This window comes from Actinoallomurus sp. NPDC052308, from assembly GCF_040679195.1.
In the GTDB taxonomy this organism is placed as follows: Bacteria; Actinomycetota; Actinomycetes; order Streptosporangiales; family Streptosporangiaceae; genus Actinoallomurus; species Actinoallomurus liliacearum.
Genome location: NZ_JBFAUM010000005.1, coordinates 1 through 18,452, shown reverse-complemented (window position 1 = coordinate 18,452; position 18,452 = coordinate 1). Strand labels below are relative to the sequence as shown.

Genomic DNA, 18,452 nt, shown 5'->3' with positions numbered 1-18,452 from the left:
CGGGCGCCACGCCTCGAGCCCCGCCGCCGAAGGCAGCGGGATCAGGCGCCGCTCGTGGTGGTGGCGCGTTTCTGGCGCAGGGCGTACTCCAGGGCGCGGGCGATCGGCCAGAGCGGGTCGGCGAGCTCCTCCAGGCGCTTGCGGTGCTCGCGCCGCTCGCGGCGGCTCAGCACGGTCGACAACTCGCCGCGGGCGGCCAGCACGAGGGCGGCCGTCGTGCGGTCGTCGGGCTGCGCGGCGGGCCGCAGCACGGCCTTGACCTCCGCCGCGTACCGCTTGACCGGACGGCGTTCGCGCAGGCGGACCCGGTCGGGCAGGATCCGGCGCCGCTCGACCTTGATCCAGCGCTCCTTCTCCAGGTGGTCGCGCACCTCGCGGACGATGTGGCGCTCGTCGGCGCGGACCCAGCGCCGCCAGGACCGGGGCCGGGCGTCGGCGATCTGACGCAGCACGGCGTCGAGGACCGGATCGCCCGTCGGCCGGGCCGCGGTGACCTTGACCTTGCCGTCCTCGTCGGCCAGCCGGCGCTCGAGGTAGAGGTCGGCCAGGGCGGCGGCGCGCAGCACGAGGCCGAGCTGGGTGCGCCCGGTCACCCGCTCCTTGTCCAGGTCGTAGGCGAGCAGGTAGAGCCGGGCGGGCAACGATCGGGGCAGGTTCATGTCTCTTCTTCCTCCTTCGGAGGCCGTCCCGGTCTTCGCATGCGGGCGGCGTCACGTGGCATCCGCCCGGCGTCGGTGAGCGCCCGGCGCAGCAGGAACTCGATCTGCGCGTTGGTGCTGCGCAGCTCGTCGGCCGCCCACCGGGCCAGGGCCTCGTGGACGGCCGGGTCGAGCCGCAGCAGGACCTTCTTGCGCTCCGTCACTGGTACAGGGACCCCGTGTTGACCACGGGCTGGGCGTCGCGGTCGCCACAGAGGACGACGAGCAGGTTGCTGACCATGGCGGCCTTGCGCTCCTCGTCCAGGTCGACCACGTCGTGCTCGGCGAGCTGGTTGAGCGCGGTCTCGACCATGCCGACCGCGCCGTCGACGATGCGCTGCCGGGCGGCGACGACGGCCCCGGCCTGCTGGCGGCGCAGCATCGCCTGGGCGATCTCGGGGGCGTACGACAGGCGGGTGATGCGCGACTCGATCACCCGTACGCCCGCCGACTCGACGCGTGCGGCGATCTCCTCGGACAGCCTGCCGGTGATCTCGTCGGCGTTCTCGCGGAGGGACAGCCGCTCGTCGCCGTGCGCGTCGTACGGGTAGATGCCCGCGATGTGCCGGACGGCGGTCTCGGTCTGGATCGCGACGAACTCCTCGAAGTCGTCGACCTCGAACACGGCCCTGGCGGTGTCCTCGACCTGCCAGACGACGACGGCGGAGATCTCGATGGGGTTGCCCTCGGCGTCGTTGACCTTGGTCCGCTCGGTCTCGTGGTTGCGGATCCGGGTGGAGATCTTCCGCCGGGTGGTCAGCGGGTTGACCCAGCGCAGGCCGTCCGTGCGGATCGTCCCGACGTACCGGCCGAGCAGCTGCACGACGCGGGCCTCGCCCGGCGCGACGGCGGTCAGCCCGACGGACACGAGGGCCGCGGCGACGATGAGGACGATCGCCACCGCGATCAACACGGGCTGCCGGGTGAACAACAGGGCGACGGCGGCGGCCAGCGCCACGATGACCGCCCCCAGCATCGGCCAGCCCGAAACTCCGGCGGCGGTCCGCTCGCCGACCTTGGGCCTGGGCATCTCGACCTCGGTCACAGCTCCTCCAACGTGCTAACTATGGTGTAGCAAAGTGATATCACTTTAAGCCGGACGAACCCCCGGACGCAAGGCGCGGTCCCGTGATTTGGCGGGGACGGGCAGTATTGACCTGTGCGCCTCATCGACCGTCTGCCCAAGGGGTCCGACCCCGACGCCGTGTTCGAAGCCTTCAGCGAGTGGGTGACCGAGCGCGGGATCACGCTCTACCCCGCGCAGGAGGAGGCGCTCATCGAGATCGTCTCGGGCGCGAACGTCATCCTGAACACCCCCACCGGCTCCGGGAAGAGCCTGGTCGCGGCCGGAGCGCACTTCGCCGCGCTCGCCCAGGACAAAGTCACCTTCTACACCGCGCCCATCAAGGCCCTGGTGTCGGAGAAGTTCTTCGACCTGATCGACATGTTCGGCAGCGAGAACGTCGGCATGATGACCGGCGACGCCAGCGTCAACGCCGACGCGCCCATCGTCTGCTGCACCGCCGAGGTGCTGGCCAGCATCGCGCTGCGCGAGGGCGCCGCCGCCGACATCGGCCAGGTCGTCATGGACGAGTTCCACTTCTACGCCGAGCCCGACCGCGGCTGGGCCTGGCAGATCCCGCTGCTGGAGCTGCCGCAGGCGCAGTTCCTGCTGATGTCGGCGACGCTCGGCGACGTGTCACGGTTCGAGGAGGACCTCACGCGGCGCACCGGCCGTCCCACGGCCGTCGTGACCTCGGCGCAGCGGCCCGTGCCGCTGAAGTACGAGTACCGCCTGACGCCGCTGCACGAGACGATCGAGGAGCTGCTGCAGGACCAGAAGGCCCCGATCTACGTCGTGCACTTCACGCAGGCCGCGGCCGCCGAGCGCGCGCAGGCGCTGATGAGCATCAACGTCTCCACCAAGGCCGAGAAGGAGGAGATCGCCAAGCTGATCGGCGACTTCCGCTTCACGACGAAGTTCGGCCAGACGCTGTCCCGGCTCGTCCGGCACGGGATCGGCATCCACCACGCCGGGATGCTGCCGAAGTACCGCCGGCTGGTCGAGCGCCTGGCGCAGGCCGGGCTGCTCAAGGTCATCTGCGGCACCGACACCCTCGGCGTCGGCGTCAACGTCCCGATCCGCACCGTCCTGTTCACCGCGCTGAGCAAGTACGACGGCAGCCGGGTGCGGCGGCTGCGGGCCCGGGAGTTCCACCAGATCGCCGGGCGGGCCGGCCGCGCCGGATTCGACGTCGTCGGGTACGTCGTGGCGCAGGCCCCCGAGCACGTCGTGGAGAACGAGAAGGCCCTCGCCAAGGCCGGCGACGACCCGAAGAAGCGCCGCAAGGTCGTACGCAAGAAGGCGCCGGACGGCTTCGTCGGCTGGGACGAAGGGGTGTTCGAAAAGCTCATCGCCGCCGACCCCGAACCGCTGCAGTCGCGGTTCCAGGTCAGCCACGCGATGCTGCTCAGCGTCATCGGCCGGCCGGGCAACGCGTTCCAGGCGATGAAGAAGCTGCTCACCGACAACCACGAGGACCGCGCCAAGCAGCGTCGCCACATCTCCCAGGCGATCGCGATCTACCGCAGCCTGCTGGCCGGCGGCGTCGTCGAGCAGCTCGAGGAGCCGGACGAGGAGGGCCGCTACGCCCGCCTCACCGTCGACCTGCAGGAGGACTTCGCGCTCAACCAGCCGCTGTCGACGTTCGCGCTCGCCGCGATGGAGCTGCTCGACCCGTCCTCCCCGTCGTACGCCCTGGACGTGCTGTCGGTCATCGAGTCGATCCTGGAGAACCCGCGCCAGATCCTCGCCGCGCAGGAGAACAAGGCCAAGGGCGAGGCCGTCGCGCAGATGAAGGCGGACGGCGTCGAGTACGAGGAGCGGATGGAGCTCCTCCAGAACATCACCTATCCCAAGCCGCTGGAGGAGACCCTTAACGGCGCGTACGAGATCTACCGGCGCGGGCACCCGTGGGTGGCGGACTACCCGCTGGAGCCCAAGTCGGTCGTACGGGACATGTACGAGCAGGCGATGACGTTCACCGAGTACGTCGCCTACTACCAGCTCGCCCGCACCGAGGGCATCGTGCTGCGCTACCTCGCCAGCGCGTACAAGGCCCTGCAGCAGACCGTCCCCGACTCGGTGAAGACCGAGGACCTGCAGGACCTGATCGAGTGGCTGGGCGAGCTGGTCCGCCAGGTCGACTCCAGCCTCCTCGACGAGTGGGAGCAGCTCCAGCACCCCGAGACCGCCGAGGAGCACACCCGGATCGAGGAGACGCCCACCGTCGTCACCGCGAACGAGCGGGCGTTCCGGGTGCTGGTCCGCAACGCGATGTTCCGCCGCGTCGAACTCGCCGCCCTCGAGCGGTACCACGACCTCGGCGAGCTGGACGGCGAGGACGGCTGGGACGCCGACCGGTGGGCCGACGCCCTCGACGCCTACTTCGAGGAGCACGACGAGATCCGCACCGGACCGGACGCGCGCGGGCCGAAGCTCCTGCAGATCGAGCGCGAGACGGACCTGTGGCGGGTCCGGCAGGTCTTCGACGACCCGGCCGGTCACCACGACTGGGGCATCGGCGCCGAGGTCGACCTGCGCGCCTCCGACGAGGCCGGGCGCGCGGTCGTGCACGTCACCGCCGTCGACCGCCTCTGAGCCGAGGGCGCTAGACGGCGGGCGCCACGTCCTCGACGGGGCGTTCGGACACGTACGGCCGTTCGAGGTCCTCGAGGAAGTCGTGCGCCCACCGGTCCACGTCGTACTCGATGACCCGCTTGCGCAGGGCCCGCATCCGGCGGTGCTGCTCGGCCGGGCTCGCGTGCATGGCGTCCAGCAGCGTCTGCTTCATCCCGTCGATGTCGTACGGGTTGACGAGGAAGGCGCGTTTGAGCTCCCCGGCCGCCCCGGCGAACTCGCTGAGTACCAGGCTGCCGCGCAGGTCCGCGCGGCAGGCGACGTACTCCTTGGCCACGAGGTTCATGCCGTCGCGCAGCGGCGTCACGACCATCACGTCGGCGGCGAGGAAGAGGGCCGCCAGCTCGTCGCGCGTGTACGACGTGTGCAGGTAGTTGATGACCGGTGCGCCGAGCTCGGAGTAGAGGCCGTTGGCCCGGCCGACGAACAGCTCGATGTCGTCGCGCAGCAGGCGGTACTGCTCGACGCGTTCCCGGCTCGGCGTGGCTATCTGCACGAACACAGCGTCGCCGCTCTTCAGCCGGCCGTCGCGGAACAGCTCGCTGAACGCCTGCAGCCGCTGGCGGATGCCCTTGGTGTAGTCGAGACGGTCGACGCCGAGCAGGATCGTGGCCGGGTTGCCGAGGTCCTCGCGGATCTCCGCGGCCCGCTGCCGTACCTCGGGCCGGCCGATCAGGTCGATCAGCTCCTTGACGTCCACCGAGATCGGGAACGCCTCCGCCCGTACGACCCGGTTCTCGACGAGGATCTCGCTCCGGTGGGTCTTCGCGCCGACCAGGCGCTTGCAGAGCCGGGAGAAGTTGGCGGCGGCGTCGGCGGTCTGGAAGCCGACCAGGTCCGCGCCGAGCAGGCCCTCGAGGATCTGCTTGCGCCAGGGGAGCTGGACGAACAGCTCCATCGGCGGGAACGGGATGTGCAGGAAGAAGCCGATGCGCAGGTCCGGACGGAGCTCCCGGAGCATCTTGGGCACGAGCTGGAGCTGGTAGTCCTGCACCCAGACGATGGCGTTCTCGGCGGCGACCTCCGCGGCCGCCTCGGCGAACCGCCGGTTGACCCGGACGTACGCGTCCCACAAGGTCCGTTTGTAGACCGGGGTGGCGACGACGTCGTGGTACAGCGGCCACAGAGTGGCGTTGGAGAAGCCCTCGTAGTACCGCTCGACCTCCTCCGCGGACAGGCGGATGGGGACGAGGTCCATTCCCTCGGTGCTGAACGGCTCGAGGTCCTCGTCCGGCGCGCCGACCCAGCCGACCCAGGCGCCGCCGCGCCGCTGCATGACGGGAACGATCGCGGTCACCAGACCGCCGGGACTTCGCCGCCAGGACGCTTCGCCGTCCTCATCGACCACCCGGTCGACGGGCAGCCGGTTGGCGACGACGACGAACTCGTTCTTCGTGGATGTTGACATGCTGGAAGCTGGCACGTTAGAGGCTGACACGTTCCCCCTCCTCCCCAAATTTGACTGTTTCATACAGTTCTGTCGGATTTCGGGATCGTCGTCACATCGGCCGATCCCCCGCGAAGGACGTTCCCCCTCGCGGTGGAGCCAGAATCAGCCTGCGGTGTGAGGACGCGGCGCCGTCCTGGAGAGACCATTAAGCCCACGGTCAAGATTCCCTCCTCATGAGGTAGTGGCGTGAGCAATGTCGGCGGGCTTCGCACCGGCCACGGCGCCGGACGCCGCCGCCCCGCCTGGATCACGGGCACGGTCGCGGAGGCGCATCGGCTGACGTCCGAGCCGCTGGCGCGGCTGCGCCGTGGCCGGCTGCCGCTGGCGTTCGGCTCGGCCGCGGCGGTGCTCGTCCTCTGGTCGCTGCACTTCTCCGCCCTGGGCACCTACGTCCTCCGGCTGATCAGTGACGTCTCCGCCTCCACTCCGTTCTACCTCGTCATCGTCCGGCTACCCGCCTCGATGTACGCGCCGGCGCCGAACCTTCCGGTCTGGGGCTCGCTGCTGCAGGTGTTCGCGGTCTTCGGGATCGCCGAGGCGTGCGTCGGCCGGCGCCGTACGCTGACGGTCGCGCTGACCGCCACCTTCCTGTGCACACTCAGCGGCCGGATCATGTGCTACCTCGGACCGGGCACCGTCGTCGGCCTGCCGTGGATCTCCCGGTACGTCTCCGACACCGGCCCGTCGGCGGCGGTCGTCGCCCTCGTCGCGTACGTCTGCTGCGTCCGCCGCGCGCCGCGGGCGCTGACCGTGCTGCTCACCTCGATGGTCACCGAGGTCACCCTGCTGCCGAACCTCGCCGGCCGCGAGCACGTCGTCGCCATCGCCCTCGGCATCATCGCCGCCCTCTCGGTGCCCGCCGCCAGGCGGCTCCGCCGGGCGTCGCGAGGCGCCCTATCCCCGGACTCAGGGATCGTCACGGATGATCACGCTGTCCTACCATGAGGCGGCTGCCGGCGACGTCCTGGAGGGTCCGCGTGCGTGTCCATCACTTGAACTGCGGCACGATGCGGCCGTTCGGCGGGCGGCTCCTCAACGAGAGCGGTGACCGGACGACGGCGCGGTGGGTCTGCCACTGCCTGCTGATCGAGACCGACGACGGCCTCGTGCTCGTCGACACGGGGATCGGGACGCAGGCCGTCGCCCGGCCGAAGGAGATCCTCGGCCGACCGTTCGTCGCGATGAGCCGGCCGCGACTCGACGTCGCGGAGACCGCCGTCCGGCAGATCGCGGCGCTCGGCCACACGGCCGCCGACGTCCGCCACATCGTGCTGACCCACCTCGACGTCGACCACACGGCCGGACTGATCGACTTCCCGGAGGCCGAGGTCCACGTGCACGCCGCCGAACTGGACGCCGCGCGGCGGCCGGTGACCTGGTTCGAGCGCGAGCGCTACCGGCCCGTGGTGTGGTCGCACCGGCCGCGCTGGGTCGAGCACGAGGACGGCGGCGACCGCTGGCACGGGCTGGAGTCCGTACGCGGCCTGCCCGGCGGGCTGCTGCTCATCCCGCTCGTCGGGCACACCCGCGGCCACGTCGGCGTCGCGGTCGACACCGGCGACGGCTGGATCCTGCACGCCGGGGACGCCTACTTCCACCACGACCAGGTCGAGTCGGGCGGCTGCCCGCCGGGCATGCGGCTCTTCCAGACGTTCGTCCAGGCGGACCGTACGACACGGCTGCACAACGTCGACCGGCTCCGGGAGCTGGCCCGGAGCGGTGACGTCACGATGTTCTCCGCACACGACCCCGTCGAGCTGGAACGACGGAGGGCGGCGGCTCAGGAGCCGTCGCGCAGCTCCATCAGGCGCCTCGGCTCGTAGGCGATCGCGTCGAAGGCCGCGGTGCAGCCGACCCCCGTGGGCGACTGCGCCGAGAAGCCGTACGACGGAGTCGTCCGCTCCGACGCGTACAGCGCGAAGTGGCGGATGAGTTTCCAGTACACCCCGTCGGTGGAGGCGTGGAACGCGTACGCGGTGCCGACCCGCGCCACCCGCAACCAGACGTGCCCGTCGTCGACGATGAAGGAGTTGCAGTCGTCGGAGGTGCCGCGCGTCACCACCGACACCACCGTGGGCTCACGTTGCGGGGACAGCTCGAAGGCCAGCTTGGCCCAGGCGCGGTCGTTGAGCCACACGAGCAGCGCGCCCGCGTCGAACGTCGACTCGAAGCCGACCTGGACACGGGCGCTCAGCAGGAAGTCGCCCTCCGCACAGGCGAGAAGGTGCGGCGCGTTCATCTTCACGGCCGTACGCTCTGGGTCGATGAACAGGTCCGTGTCCGGGCCGGCGGAGATCTCCAGTCCGTCGTCCGTCATCCGGTAGGAACTGGCCGGCTCTCCATCCCACCGCAACGACACGGGGATGCGGGGGATGCCGAGCTGCCCGACTGCTTGCGCCACACCGTCTCCTTCAGATTCGCGAGCCGCCGTCTTTTGGAGCGATCCCAAACAGACGGTAGGCCGCGACCGGAGGTTCGTACAGAGCCCGTCGAGCGCTCATTTCTTCAGCGTGTAGCGGCACTGGGCGACCGTGCCGGTCTTCTTGACGACGACCTTCCCGTCGACCGTGATGCTGCAGGTCACCTTCTCCGAGCTCGAGCTGGCGAGGACGGCCAGCAGGTGACCGCCCGGCACCTCGTCGGTCTTCTTCCACGGCAGCTTCACGTTGGTGGCGTTGCCGCTGGTCTTCGCGTTGTAGAGGATCCCGGGCAGTTCCCCGGTGCCGAGCACCTCCAGGACGACCGCGTGAGCGCCGCCGGCGGGCTTGGACGTCGGTTCCTCGGAGGTCTTCCCGCTGCCGGTGCTGGCCGTGTCGGTCGGCCTGGTCGTGGCGCTCTTCGCGTCGTCGCCCTTGGATCCGCCGCCGCAGGCGGTGGCCGACGCGAGCATCCCGGCAACGGTGCACATGATCAGTATTCGCCGCATCCGCCGAAGATTAGTGGCAACCGCGGGTTAATGGACCTTTACCCGATGGGGTCACAGGCGGCGTCCGCCCGCGACCGGATCGGCTTCACGGCGGTCTCGGTGAGCCGGTTGAACCGGGCCAGCATCGTGGCCAGGACGCGGACGTCCTCCACCGGCCAGGCCGCGAGGAGCCGGTGGAAGGTGTCCTGGCGCGAAGCGCTGACGGCGTCCATCCGGCGGCGCCCCTCAGAGGTGAGGTCGAACAGGTGCGCCCGCCGGTCGCCCGGGTCGGGCCGCCGCTCGATCAGGCCGAGTTCCTCCAGCACCTTGAGCTGGCGGCTCATGGTGGCCTTGCCGACCTTGAAGTACTCCGCGAGGTCGCTGGGGCGGGCCGGGGCGCACTCGCGCAGGCCCGCGAGCAGCCCGTACGCGGCGGCGTCCAGGTCCGGGTGGATCTCCCGCATGAACTCGTTCGACAGCGCTCGCGCGCGGCGCATCAGCACGCCGAGCTCATGCTCGAGCGCGTGGTACGCCTGGTCCTTTCCGGCGCTGATCGCGACTGGTGCTTCGGTCATCGCTCGCTTTCCTCGTGCCCCGGCGGTCCCCGTCGTGCCGTCTGTTCCAGGATGACAGGTCGGAACGATGACCGGGCCGGGGCGGGCCGACCCGGTCATCGTGGTCAGTTGGTGGCGTGGCCGAGCCATACGTCGTGTTCGTCCACGTCATGACCGTTCAGGCTGACCGAGCTCGCCGCCGGCGCGTACCCGGTCGCGGTGACGGTGTACTGCCCGCCGGTCAGGTCGGCGAAGGAGTAGCGCCCGTCCGGGCCGGTCGTGGTGACGGCGACGACGTTGCCGGCCGCGTCGAGCAGGGTGACGCGGGCGTCCTCGAGCGGGCCGCGACCGCGCGCCTGGACGGTGCCCGCGATGCGGACGCCCGGCTGCAGTTCGACGTCCTGCCGGGTCACCTTCGCCCCGCCGTCGCCGCCGACCTCGGTGAGCACCGCGGCCGGGCGGTGCCCGTCGGCGCTGACCGCGACGGTGTACGTCCCGGCGACGACCTGGTTGAAGGAGTAGCCGCCCGCGGCGTCGGTCACGCCGCTCGCGACGACCTCGCCGCGGACGTCGGTCACGACGACCATCGCGCCGCCGATCGTCGAGCCGTTCGTGTCGCGCACGGTCCCGGTGAGCCCGCCGTTGCCGGCGAGGACCAGGTCGTAGTCGAGCGGCTGGTCGCCGGTCACCAGGGTGGCGGCCTGCGGGTCGTGGTCACCGGCCGCCGCGATCAGCACGTACGTGCCGCTGCCGGGGGTGCCGACCTCGTACCGGCCGTCCGGCCGCGCCGTCGCACGGCCGATCTGGCGGCCGCGCACGTCGATCAGCGTGATCGCGGCGTGCGGCACCGGGTTGCCCTCGGGGCTCCGGATGAAGCCGCGGATCACACCGCCGCCGGCCGGCGTGCTCCCGTTGGAAGCGGCCGTCACGTCGGCCAGGGTCGCCATCGGTGCGGCCGAGGCGGTCGTGCCGTACTGCGCCGCGGCCGACTCGGCGACGGCCGGGGCCGCGCCGGGCTGGGTGGTGAAGGGACGGGTCGTGCCGTTCGCCACCGCCGCGGTCGCGGCGGCCGGCTGCCAGTCCTCACGCCGGGCGTGCTGGCCGCGCGGGGCGGCCGGGGCGGGCTCGGGCTTCTGCTCCTCGGTGCGCGAGGTGCGCAGCGGCACCTCCTTGATGAACAGGATGGCGAGCAGCGCGACGAACGCGCAGGGGGCGGCGAACATGAACACGTCGCCGATGCCGTGGCCGAAGGACGCCTCGACGACCGCGCGGACCGGGGCGGGCAGCGCGGACAGGTTGGGGATGGCCTCGCTGCCGCCGCTGGAGGCGGCCTGGTGGATGCCGAGGCGGGCCAGGCCGTCCGTCGTGTAGTTGGTGACCCGGTTGGACAGCAGCGCGCCCAGCGCCGAGACGCCGATCGCACCGCCGAGCGTACGGAACAGCGAGACGGAGGAGCTGGCCGCGCCCATCTGCTCGAGGCGCACCTGGTTCTGCACGGCGAGGACGGTGTTCTGCATCGTCGTGCCGAGGCCGACGCCGATGAGGAACATGAAGATCGAGACTTCCCAGTACACCGTGTCGTGGCGCAGCACGCTCATGAGGCCGTACCCGGCGGTCAGGAGGATGCCACCGGCGATCATGAAGGCCTTGTACCGGCCGGTGCGGGTGATGATCCGGCCGCTGATGGTCGACGCCAGGGCCAGACCCGCGATCATCGGCAGGGTCATGAGGCCGGCCTTCGTCGGCGAGTCGCCGCGGGCGAGCTGGAAGTACTGGCTGAGGAAGGTGGTCGCGCCGAACATCGCGACACCGATGAACAGGCTCGCCACCACCGCGAGGCTCATGGTGGGGTTGCGGAACAGCGGCAGCGGCAGGATCGGCTCGGCCGCCTTGCTCTCGGCGACGATGAAGATCAGGGCGAGGACCAGGGCGCCGCCGACCATGACGGCGGTCTGCCAGGACAGCCAGTCGTACTTGGTTCCGGCGAACGAGACCCAGATCAGCAGCAGGGACACGGCGGCGGCGAGCAGCGTGGCGCCGAGCCAGTCGACCTTGACCTTCCGCTTGCTGGTCGGCAGGTGCAGGGTCTTCTGCAGGACGATGAGGGCGAGGACCGCGAACGGCACGCCGACGTAGAAGCACCAGCGCCAGCCCAGCCAGGACGTGTCGACGATGACGCCGCCGATCAGCGGGCCGCCGATCGTGGCCAGCGCGAACACCGCGCCCATGTAGCCGGAGTAACGGCCGCGCTCACGCGGCGCGATCATCACCGCCATGATCGTCTGGGCCAGGGCGGTCAGACCGCCGGCGCCGAGACCCTGCACCACCCGGGCGGTGATGAGCATCCCGGAGTTCTGCGACAGGCCGGCGATCGCCGACCCGATGACGTACACCAGCAGGCCGAGCTGGATGAGCAGCTTCTTGCTCATCAGGTCCGCGAGCTTGCCCCAGATGGGGGTGGAGATCGTGGTCGCGAGCAGGGTGGAGGTGATCACCCAGGTGTAGGCGGTCTGGCTCGCGTGCAGGTCGGCGGTGATCGTCGGAAGCGCGTTCGACACGACGGTCGACGACAGGATCGCGACGAACAGGCCGAGCAACAGACCGGACAGCGCTTCCATGATCTGCCGATGCGACATCGGGGCGTCCGATCCGTGGCCGGTGACCCGCGCCTCGGCCGGTGCTGCGGTTGTCATCAAGTTCCTTTCGCCCCCACCTACGGGCGTGGGGGTCGTTCGTACGGTGACCGCGCGATCGCGTCCGCGCGGGAGATCGTGGGGGCCTCACCGCTGCCGGCCAGGGCTTCGGTGCGCCGCCGATCGGGAGGGGAGGTAGGGCATCATTTGCTTGCCTGAAGCAACTATAACCCCACTTGGTTGCCCTAAGCAACCTAATGCCCGCGATGGCACGAAAAAAGGGCCGACCGGGCCGGGTGGCCGGTCGACCCTCGGGTCGTCGAAGCGGAAGGTCAGCCGCAGGTGGACGGGGACGTGTAGCCGTAGGAGCCGTAGGTGCCGCCGTAGACCATGCATCCGCCCTGCGGATCCGCCTTCAGCGGTCCGGCGTAGTACTTGAACGCCGCGGGGCCGTCGGTCTGCGTGCTCCCGCCCACGATCTGCAGGCGGGCCGAGATCTTGACGGAGTTACCGACGTACGCCCCCTGCTTGAGCGTCACCACACAGTTGGTCGGCCCGTTGTTGAGGAAGTAGACGCGCGCCTCACCGGCCTTGCCCAACGGCTGCGACTCGATCACCTGGAAGCCGGACCCGCAGATCTGCTCCGGCGTGTACGGCTGCGCCAGGGTCTGCGCCTGCGCCGCGCTGGCCACGACCGCCGAGGCCGTCAGGGCCACGCCGATTCCCAGCCCTGCCGCGGCGATCCTCTTCATCCCGTCCATACCGCTCCCATCCATACCGACTCGTCGCCGAACGGACCGGATGCCCCGATCCTTTATGATCAACAATAGGCCCGATGATCATGGCTCTGGGAGAAGCGGAACCGAACGGCCGGTGGCCTCAGAGGGGCTCGCCGGCGAGACCGGCGAGCGAGAGCCGCTGCGTCAGCCAGAGGTGGAACGACCCGGCCAGCCCGAGCCAGATGGTCGCCGACGCGGCGAACTGCTCACGGGTCACGCCGCCGTCGGTGCGCATCATCGCCTCACTGACGATGATCACACTGCCGTCGTCGTCGGTGGCGGTATAGCCCTTCAGCCCCGTGGTGTCGCGATTCCACTCGTCGAGGACCGCGCAGAGCGTCGGCTTGTCCTCGACGCTGAAGAAGTGGTCGTAGATCGTGCGGGCGGAGAAGACCTCGTCCTCGTCATGGATGGTGAAGAAGAGGCTGAAGCAGGGCCAGCGCGTGCCCAGGCGGCCCCGGGTGTCCCGGAACGAGCTCACCTCCAGCTGATCCAGCACCTCCTCCAGGAGCTCGACATCGGGCCGGACCACACACGGGTGGGAGCCGCTGGAGGACGGGGTACTCGGAGGTTCGGCTTCCATGCGTGACTCCATTCTCGCGGACAGTAGTCAGATTCTGCCGCACCAACGCCTTTCAGTACGCGTTACCGGAACTTTGAGTGATGGACCCCACGACCGCCCGGCGGCACCGTCCCTCCCCGCGGCCCGCCGGGAGGCGCTCAGTGCTGGTTCGGGGCCATGCAGAGCACGTAGCCGTCCTTGCTGGTGCCCTTCCAGAAACGGACGGTCGCGGTCGGGAACTGGCCGCAGATCCCCTTGCCGTTGCCGGAGAGGTTCTCCTTGATGTCCAGGCTGATCTTCGACACGTGCTCGACCTTGCCGACGACCTTGTAGCCGGCGTTCGCGTCCGTGCAGCCGACCTTCTTGATCTTGTCATCGCGGCTCTGGGTCGCCCCGCTCGTCACCCGCTCGACGCAGTCCCCGACGGCCACGTCGTCGCTGTGCGACGAGAGCCGGCTGACCACGATCAACCCGATCAGGAGGACGAGCGCGATCGGCACGACCAGCAGCGCGCGTTTCCGGCGCTGGGCGGGCGTCGGCCCGCCGAACGGCGGCGCACCGTACGGGCCGGGCTGGTACGGGCCTGACGGCGGGTACGGAGCCTGCGCTCCGGGCTGCCCGTACGGCGCCTGCGCTCCCGGTTGCCCGTACGGCGCCTGCGCTCCGGGCTGCCCGTACGGGGCCTGCGCTCCCGGCTGGCCGTACGGCGCCTGCGGGCCGGCCATTCCGGGGCCGGGAGGTGGAGGCTGCGTCCCATACGGCGCGGGCCCCGGTCCGGGCGCTCCGGGCGGCGGCACCGGGTTGGACGGCTGCCAGTTGGGCGAGGGCGGCTGGCCGTACGGTTCGGACATGGGTTCCTCCTGGTCGGCGCGTCGGGAGGCCGCCGACCGCCGGCCCTCCCGAGATACCGCCCCGGCCGCGCTCGCCGCGCGAGCCGCACCGGGACCGACCGGGATTCTCCCATGATCCGACCTTCGATGGATCTTTGTCGGTGGGAACACGAACGCCCTTGCCTACGGCGGCTCACACCGGCCGGCCTGACCGAGTCACCGTCGCGAACCCGATACCGAACGCGTAAGACGCCGCATTACCTGTCGCGTAATCGCCGAGCGTCGCGGCGACCAGCAGACTGACGTCGTCAACGGAAGCGGATCCCGTTCCGCGAGCGAGAGACCTGGAGGAATCATGGCCGGATACGCCATCGCACACCTGCACGACGTCGACCCGGGCCCGGGAATCGTCGAGTACCTCGAGCGGATCGACGCGACCCTGGAGCCGTACGGCGGGCGGTTCATCATCCACGGCGCCAAGCCCGACGTACGGGAGGGCGACTGGTCGGGCGACCTCATCGTCATCGAGTTCCCCGACCTGCAGGCGGCCCAGGCCTGGTACGGCTCCGCCGCCTACCGCGAGATCATCCCGCTGCGCGCGGACAACTCCCGAGGCGTCCTCCTGCTCATCGACGGAGTCGACCGCGACCACCGCGCCACCGACGTCCTGGCCTGATCGACTTCCCGACAGGTCAGGTTGAGCAGGCGGCCGGCGGCAACCCGCAACCCCCCGACAACTCCGGTCTCATCAGCGTGGGCAAGGAACTCAAGCAGGCCTGCGGCTGACCGCCTCGTAGCCCCGACACCACAACGCGCCGACGAGCGACCACCCCGCTCACCGACGCGTTCGCCCTGGTCCGGATGGGTATGGGCGGCTTATGGCCAGGATCGAGTCCGTGTGGGAGCGGCGGCGGCTGTTGCGGCTGTCCGCGGTGACGGCGGGGGGTGTGCTGGTCTCGGCGGGCGGTGCTCGTACGGCGGCGGTCGCGGCTCCCGCGGAGGAGGTGCCGCCGACCGAGGACCTCATGCGCGAGCACGGCGTCCTGAAGCGGATCCTGCTGATCTACCAGGAGGCGGAGCGGCGGTTGCGCGCCGGGACGCGTCTCCCGCCGGAGGCACTGCACGACTCCGCCGACATCATCCGTACGTTCATCGAGCAGTACCACGAGCACCTCGAGGAGAGGTTCGTCTTTCCGCGCCTGCGGAAGGCCGGGAAGCTGGTCGGCACGGTGAGCGTGCTGACGACCCAGCACGACAAGGGCCGGATCCTCACCCGGCGGATCCTGGCCGGCGCCACCGCCCAGGGTCTGGCGGACGCGCGTACCCGCGACCGGGTCATCGGCGCCATGAGGTCCTTCGACCGGATGTACTCGCCGCACGAGGCCCGCGAGGACACGGTGGTGTTCCCGACGTTCCGCGACATCATGCCGGCCCGGGAGTTCGCCGAGATGGGCGAGCGCTTCGAGGACGAGGAGCACCGCCGCTTCGGCGCCGCGGGCTTCACCGGGGTCGTCGACCGCGTGGCCGGGATCGAGAAGGAGCTGGGCATCTACGACCTGTCCCGATTCACGCCGCGCGTCTGACGCCGGGCGAGCGCGGGCTCAGCCGCCCGGACAGGGCGAGATGCCCGGCGAGTAGCCGCCGGCGTCGACGCGCGGCGTGGTCATGTACCAGTCGTAGACCCAGGTGCCGTCGGCGAGGCGGTCCCAGGTGGTGAAGTGCCGCCCGTACTGCCAGCGGTCGTCCTCCTTGACCCAGTCGCCGTGGTCGGTCTGGCAGACGACGTGCAGGGTGGTGCCGTTCGGCACGTAGTGGAGGACGTGGTTCACGTGCGGTTCGGTCTGGACCGCCAGGCCGTCGCTGTCCGCGCCGGTCACCTTGTACGGGTGCGACGTGCCGTCGGTCCTTCCGGTGGTGGGACGAGTCCGGCCGCCGTCCGTACGGCCGGTCCGGGGCGCCGACGGCGAGGCGCTCGCCGGGTCGGTCGGCGCGGTGACGGGCGGCAGGACGGGCGAGCCGCCGGCGCCGGCATCGGGGCTCGCGGGCGGGCTCGCCGAGGCCGGCGCGCCGCCGCCTGCCGCCGGTAGCTAAGCCGCTGATTTCCTCGCGCTCACCGCCGCGCCATGACGGAAAGGACGAAGAACGCACCCATCTGCCGCGCTTCGGCGCCTGACCACCGGGATCGCCGCCGCGATCGGCCGTACCGGAGACGAGTGGGAGATGGCCGGTGAGCGGCTGGTTCCCAGTGACGGGCATGACAGGTCCCCGGTGAAGTCCGGGTGGGGGACGCCTCAACGACGGGTCATGACCGCCGTGCGGCCCGCCACCGGCGGGCCGTCGGGTCCGGTCGGCCGGGCGTAGGCGTGCCACGCCTCGGCCAGGCGGCGGACGGCCTCGGTCAGCACGTCGGGAGGTGCCAGGAAGTGGATGCGGATGTGGTCCGTACTGCCCCCGGACGGGTCGAGGCCGCCGCCCGGTAGTACGGCGACGCGATGGCGCATCGCCGTCTGCGCGAAGGAGGCGCCGTCGCCGTACGGCAGGCGTACCCACAGGGTCTGGCCACCGCGGGCCGGCGGCGCCTCCCAGCGGGGAAGCCGCCGGGCCAGTTCCGCGCGCAGGTGGTCGTGGCGGACCCGGCGCTCGGCGGCCCGGCGCCGGACCACCGTGTCCAGGTGGGGCAGTAGTTCGGCGGCGGCGAGCTGTGCGGGTACGTCGCCGCCGAGGTCGTGCACGGCGCGCAGCCGGGCCAGCCGGGCGATGACCGGTACGGGTGCGCGGACCCAGCCGATGCGCAGGCCGCCCCAGACGCTCTTGCTGAGGGAGCCGACCGAGATCACGGTGTCGGCGTAGGCCGCCAGCGGAGGTGGTGTCTCCTCGCCGGGGAACCCCAGGTCGGCCAGGACCTCATCGTCGACCAGCGGAACGCCGGCGGCGGCCGCCGTCTCGGCGAGCCTGCGGCGCGCGAGCGGGGACAGCACCGATCCGGTCGGGTTCTGGAAGGTCGGGATGACGTACGCGAGAGCCGGGCGGTGTTCGCGTACGGCCGCCTCGAAGCCGTCGAGCCCGGGCGGCAGGGTACGGGGCACGGCCGCCTCGTCGCGGAGCGCCTCGAGCGCGCCGGGGTACGTGGGGGCCTCGACGAGGACGCGGTCGCCGGGCCGTGCGAACGCGCGGGTGAGCAGGGACAGCGCCTGCTGGCCGCCATTGGTGACCAGGATCTGTTCCGGCTCCGTGGGCACCCCGCGCCGCGCGTACCGTTCGGCGATGGCCCGCCGGAGCCCCAGGTTCCCCGCCGGGTGGTAGCCGATGTCGCCGCTGATCCTCGCGAGTGCGGGGGCGATCCGCCCGTACGCCGCCGCGAGTTCTGGTGGCGGGGAGTCCGGCGCGGCGCAGGCCAGCAGGATCACGCCGTCCCGCGGCTCCAGCAGGTGCAGGAACACCGGGGCGCCGGTCGTGCCGGGCGGCGCGGGCGGGGCGACCCCGGCGACGCGGGTGCCGCTCCCCTGCCGCCGTACGATCCGCCCTTCCGTCCGCAGCAGTTCGTACGCCGCGACGACCGTGTTCCGCCCCACCGCGAGCGCGGACGCGAAGGCGCGCTCGGGCGGCAACCGGGTGTCGGACGGCAGTTCGCCGTCGTCGATCAGCCGGCGCAGCCGGGCCGCGAGGAGTACGTACAGCGGCCCGCGCCCGACCGACCAGCGCCCAAGCCGTTCAATCAGCTCGTTTGGCTCCATCTCAGCGCCAATTGTCCCGGATTGGCGCTGTGGCCGGGTCCCGTACGGCTGAAGGATGGGAGGCATGACAACACAGAACGAGACGAGCCCGGTGTCGATCGACGAGGTCATCGCCGGCCTGCCAGGCCCTTACCAGCCGCAGGACCTGGTGACGGCGAACGACGCCGTGGTACGCGTCGCCCGGTTCGAGGGCGAGTTCCCCTGGCACCAGCACGACGAGGACGAACTGTTCCTGTGCTGGGACGGCAGCTTCCGCATCGACGTGGAGGGACGAGAGGCGGTCACCCTCAGCCGGGGCGAGCTGTTCGTCGTACCGAAGGGTGTCCGCCACCGCCCCGTCGCCGAGCGGCCCGCGCACGGCCTGATGCTCGAACGCCCCGAGACCAAGCAGTACGGAAACTAGTCCTCAGCAGAGCGAGGCGGTCGCCTCGCTCGAATAGCAGGGGAGGAGCTGAGGGGGCGGCCGGAATCGGGTCCAGATCTGCCATCTCCCGCCGCCTGGTCTGCCTATGAACGCAGGAAAGCCCGCCAGAAACCTGGCGGGCTTTCCTGATCTATGTAAGTGTCCGGCGGCGTCCTACTCTCCCACACCGTCTCCAGTGCAGTA

The 18,452-nt window shown here is 70.9% G+C and carries 20 protein-coding genes; 7 read left to right on the top strand and 13 right to left on the bottom strand.

Features of this window, described 5'->3' with window-relative positions; all coding sequences use genetic code 11:
* Positions 1–41: 41 nt before the first annotated feature.
* From AB0L00_RS17145 to AB0L00_RS17135, 3 genes are read right to left on the bottom strand one after another with little or no spacing between them, the layout of a single operon-like run.
* Entirely contained in the window at positions 42–659 is a 618-nt protein-coding gene (locus AB0L00_RS17145) for a GPP34 family phosphoprotein (RefSeq protein ID WP_364434538.1), read from the bottom strand.
* Positions 656–862, bottom strand: coding sequence for a hypothetical protein (locus AB0L00_RS17140; protein ID WP_364434536.1), 207 nt, complete (start codon positions 860–862; stop codon positions 656–658). The genes AB0L00_RS17145 and AB0L00_RS17140 overlap by 4 nt, the downstream gene beginning before the upstream one ends.
* The gene (locus AB0L00_RS17135) at positions 859–1,728 is read right to left on the bottom strand and encodes an SPFH domain-containing protein (RefSeq protein ID WP_364435409.1); all 870 of its coding nucleotides are present in this window, start codon (positions 1,726–1,728) and stop codon (positions 859–861) included. The genes AB0L00_RS17140 and AB0L00_RS17135 overlap by 4 nt, the downstream gene beginning before the upstream one ends.
* A gap of 129 nt (positions 1,729–1,857) precedes the next feature.
* Between AB0L00_RS17135 and AB0L00_RS17130 the strand changes: the two genes are divergently transcribed.
* Positions 1,858–4,359 carry a DUF3516 domain-containing protein gene (locus AB0L00_RS17130; RefSeq protein ID WP_364434534.1) on the top strand — a complete coding sequence of 834 codons (2,502 nt, stop codon included), beginning with the start codon at positions 1,858–1,860 and terminating at the stop codon, positions 4,357–4,359.
* A gap of 10 nt (positions 4,360–4,369) precedes the next feature.
* Here the strand turns inward: AB0L00_RS17130 and AB0L00_RS17125 are convergent, their stop codons facing one another.
* A complete protein-coding gene (locus tag AB0L00_RS17125) occupies positions 4,370–5,806 on the bottom strand; it encodes a trehalose-6-phosphate synthase (RefSeq protein ID WP_364434532.1) in 1,437 nt (478 codons plus the stop codon).
* A 228-nt stretch (positions 5,807–6,034) separates the two neighbouring features.
* Between AB0L00_RS17125 and AB0L00_RS17120 the strand changes: the two genes are divergently transcribed.
* Complete coding sequence (locus tag AB0L00_RS17120; protein WP_364434530.1) at positions 6,035–6,793, top strand: hypothetical protein; 759 nt, start codon at positions 6,035–6,037, stop codon at positions 6,791–6,793.
* A gap of 32 nt (positions 6,794–6,825) precedes the next feature.
* Entirely contained in the window at positions 6,826–7,671 is an 846-nt protein-coding gene (locus AB0L00_RS17115; protein ID WP_364434528.1) for an MBL fold metallo-hydrolase, read from the top strand.
* On the opposite strand, the gene AB0L00_RS17110 is transcribed toward AB0L00_RS17115, so the two are convergent.
* The 7 genes from AB0L00_RS17110 to AB0L00_RS17080 form a co-directional block, all read right to left on the bottom strand.
* Entirely contained in the window at positions 7,629–8,249 is a 621-nt protein-coding gene (locus AB0L00_RS17110) for a DUF1349 domain-containing protein (RefSeq protein ID WP_364434525.1), read from the bottom strand. The genes AB0L00_RS17115 and AB0L00_RS17110 overlap by 43 nt on opposite strands.
* 96 nt (positions 8,250–8,345) lie before the next feature.
* Positions 8,346–8,774: a hypothetical protein gene (locus tag AB0L00_RS17105; protein ID WP_364434522.1), complete on the bottom strand. Its 429-nt coding sequence runs from the start codon at positions 8,772–8,774 to the stop codon at positions 8,346–8,348.
* 38 nt (positions 8,775–8,812) lie between these two features.
* A complete protein-coding gene (locus AB0L00_RS17100; RefSeq protein ID WP_364434520.1) occupies positions 8,813–9,328 on the bottom strand; it encodes a MarR family winged helix-turn-helix transcriptional regulator in 516 nt (171 codons plus the stop codon).
* Between the two features lie 104 nt (positions 9,329–9,432).
* Positions 9,433–12,000: an MFS transporter gene (locus AB0L00_RS17095; protein ID WP_364434518.1), complete on the bottom strand. Its 2,568-nt coding sequence runs from the start codon at positions 11,998–12,000 to the stop codon at positions 9,433–9,435.
* Positions 12,001–12,272: 272 nt separating this feature from the next.
* Positions 12,273–12,701: a hypothetical protein gene (locus AB0L00_RS17090; RefSeq protein WP_364434515.1), complete on the bottom strand. Its 429-nt coding sequence runs from the start codon at positions 12,699–12,701 to the stop codon at positions 12,273–12,275.
* A gap of 118 nt (positions 12,702–12,819) precedes the next feature.
* The gene (locus tag AB0L00_RS17085) at positions 12,820–13,302 is read right to left on the bottom strand and encodes a YbjN domain-containing protein (protein ID WP_345350648.1); all 483 of its coding nucleotides are present in this window, start codon (positions 13,300–13,302) and stop codon (positions 12,820–12,822) included.
* 137 nt (positions 13,303–13,439) lie between these two features.
* On the bottom strand, positions 13,440–14,132 hold the full coding sequence (locus tag AB0L00_RS17080; protein ID WP_364434512.1) for a hypothetical protein: 693 nt from the start codon (positions 14,130–14,132) through the stop codon (positions 13,440–13,442).
* Between the two features lie 334 nt (positions 14,133–14,466).
* On the opposite strand from AB0L00_RS17080, the gene AB0L00_RS17075 reads away from it, so the two are divergent.
* Together AB0L00_RS17075 and AB0L00_RS17070 are read left to right on the top strand one after the other, a co-directional pair.
* Positions 14,467–14,787, top strand: coding sequence for a DUF1330 domain-containing protein (locus AB0L00_RS17075; protein ID WP_364434510.1), 321 nt, complete (start codon positions 14,467–14,469; stop codon positions 14,785–14,787).
* Positions 14,788–14,989: 202 nt separating this feature from the next.
* Positions 14,990–15,694 carry a hemerythrin domain-containing protein gene (locus tag AB0L00_RS17070; RefSeq protein WP_364434507.1) on the top strand — a complete coding sequence of 235 codons (705 nt, stop codon included), beginning with the start codon at positions 14,990–14,992 and terminating at the stop codon, positions 15,692–15,694.
* Between the two features lie 18 nt (positions 15,695–15,712).
* Here AB0L00_RS17070 and AB0L00_RS17065 read toward each other — a convergent pair whose 3' ends face one another.
* Positions 15,713–15,988, bottom strand: coding sequence for a hypothetical protein (locus AB0L00_RS17065; protein ID WP_364434504.1), 276 nt, complete (start codon positions 15,986–15,988; stop codon positions 15,713–15,715).
* Between the two features lie 34 nt (positions 15,989–16,022).
* Between AB0L00_RS17065 and AB0L00_RS17060 the strand changes: the two genes are divergently transcribed.
* Positions 16,023–16,202 (top strand): hypothetical protein, encoded by a 180-nt coding sequence (locus AB0L00_RS17060; RefSeq protein WP_364434501.1) that lies wholly within the window; start codon positions 16,023–16,025, stop codon positions 16,200–16,202.
* 200 nt (positions 16,203–16,402) lie between these two features.
* On the opposite strand, the gene AB0L00_RS17055 is transcribed toward AB0L00_RS17060, so the two are convergent.
* Entirely contained in the window at positions 16,403–17,845 is a 1,443-nt protein-coding gene (locus AB0L00_RS17055; RefSeq protein WP_364434499.1) for a PLP-dependent aminotransferase family protein, read from the bottom strand.
* A gap of 64 nt (positions 17,846–17,909) precedes the next feature.
* Here AB0L00_RS17055 and AB0L00_RS17050 point away from each other — a divergent pair, with 64 nt between their 5' ends.
* Complete coding sequence (locus AB0L00_RS17050) at positions 17,910–18,248, top strand: cupin domain-containing protein (RefSeq protein WP_364434496.1); 339 nt, start codon at positions 17,910–17,912, stop codon at positions 18,246–18,248.
* Positions 18,249–18,452 lie beyond the last annotated feature (204 nt).

Bases quoted from the DNA above. Each gene is read 5' to 3' on its own strand.
- AB0L00_RS17145 (WP_364434538.1), bottom strand. From the start codon at position 659: ATGAACCTGCCCCGATCGTTGCCCGCCCGGCTCTACCTGCTCGCCTAC.
- AB0L00_RS17135 (WP_364435409.1), bottom strand. From the start codon at position 1,728: ATGCCCAGGCCCAAGGTCGGCGAGCGGACCGCCGCCGGAGTTTCGGGC.
- AB0L00_RS17125 (WP_364434532.1), bottom strand. From the start codon at position 5,806: ATGTCAACATCCACGAAGAACGAGTTCGTCGTCGTCGCCAACCGGCTG.
- AB0L00_RS17105 (WP_364434522.1), bottom strand. From the start codon at position 8,774: ATGCGGCGAATACTGATCATGTGCACCGTTGCCGGGATGCTCGCGTCG.
- AB0L00_RS17100 (WP_364434520.1), bottom strand. From the start codon at position 9,328: ATGACCGAAGCACCAGTCGCGATCAGCGCCGGAAAGGACCAGGCGTAC.
- AB0L00_RS17095 (WP_364434518.1), bottom strand. From the start codon at position 12,000: ATGACAACCGCAGCACCGGCCGAGGCGCGGGTCACCGGCCACGGATCG.
- AB0L00_RS17090 (WP_364434515.1), bottom strand. From the start codon at position 12,701: ATGGACGGGATGAAGAGGATCGCCGCGGCAGGGCTGGGAATCGGCGTG.
- AB0L00_RS17085 (WP_345350648.1), bottom strand. From the start codon at position 13,302: ATGGAAGCCGAACCTCCGAGTACCCCGTCCTCCAGCGGCTCCCACCCG.
- AB0L00_RS17080 (WP_364434512.1), bottom strand. From the start codon at position 14,132: ATGTCCGAACCGTACGGCCAGCCGCCCTCGCCCAACTGGCAGCCGTCC.
- AB0L00_RS17075 (WP_364434510.1), top strand. From the start codon at position 14,467: ATGGCCGGATACGCCATCGCACACCTGCACGACGTCGACCCGGGCCCG.
- AB0L00_RS17070 (WP_364434507.1), top strand. From the start codon at position 14,990: ATGGCCAGGATCGAGTCCGTGTGGGAGCGGCGGCGGCTGTTGCGGCTG.
- AB0L00_RS17055 (WP_364434499.1), bottom strand. From the start codon at position 17,845: ATGGAGCCAAACGAGCTGATTGAACGGCTTGGGCGCTGGTCGGTCGGG.
- AB0L00_RS17050 (WP_364434496.1), top strand. From the start codon at position 17,910: ATGACAACACAGAACGAGACGAGCCCGGTGTCGATCGACGAGGTCATC.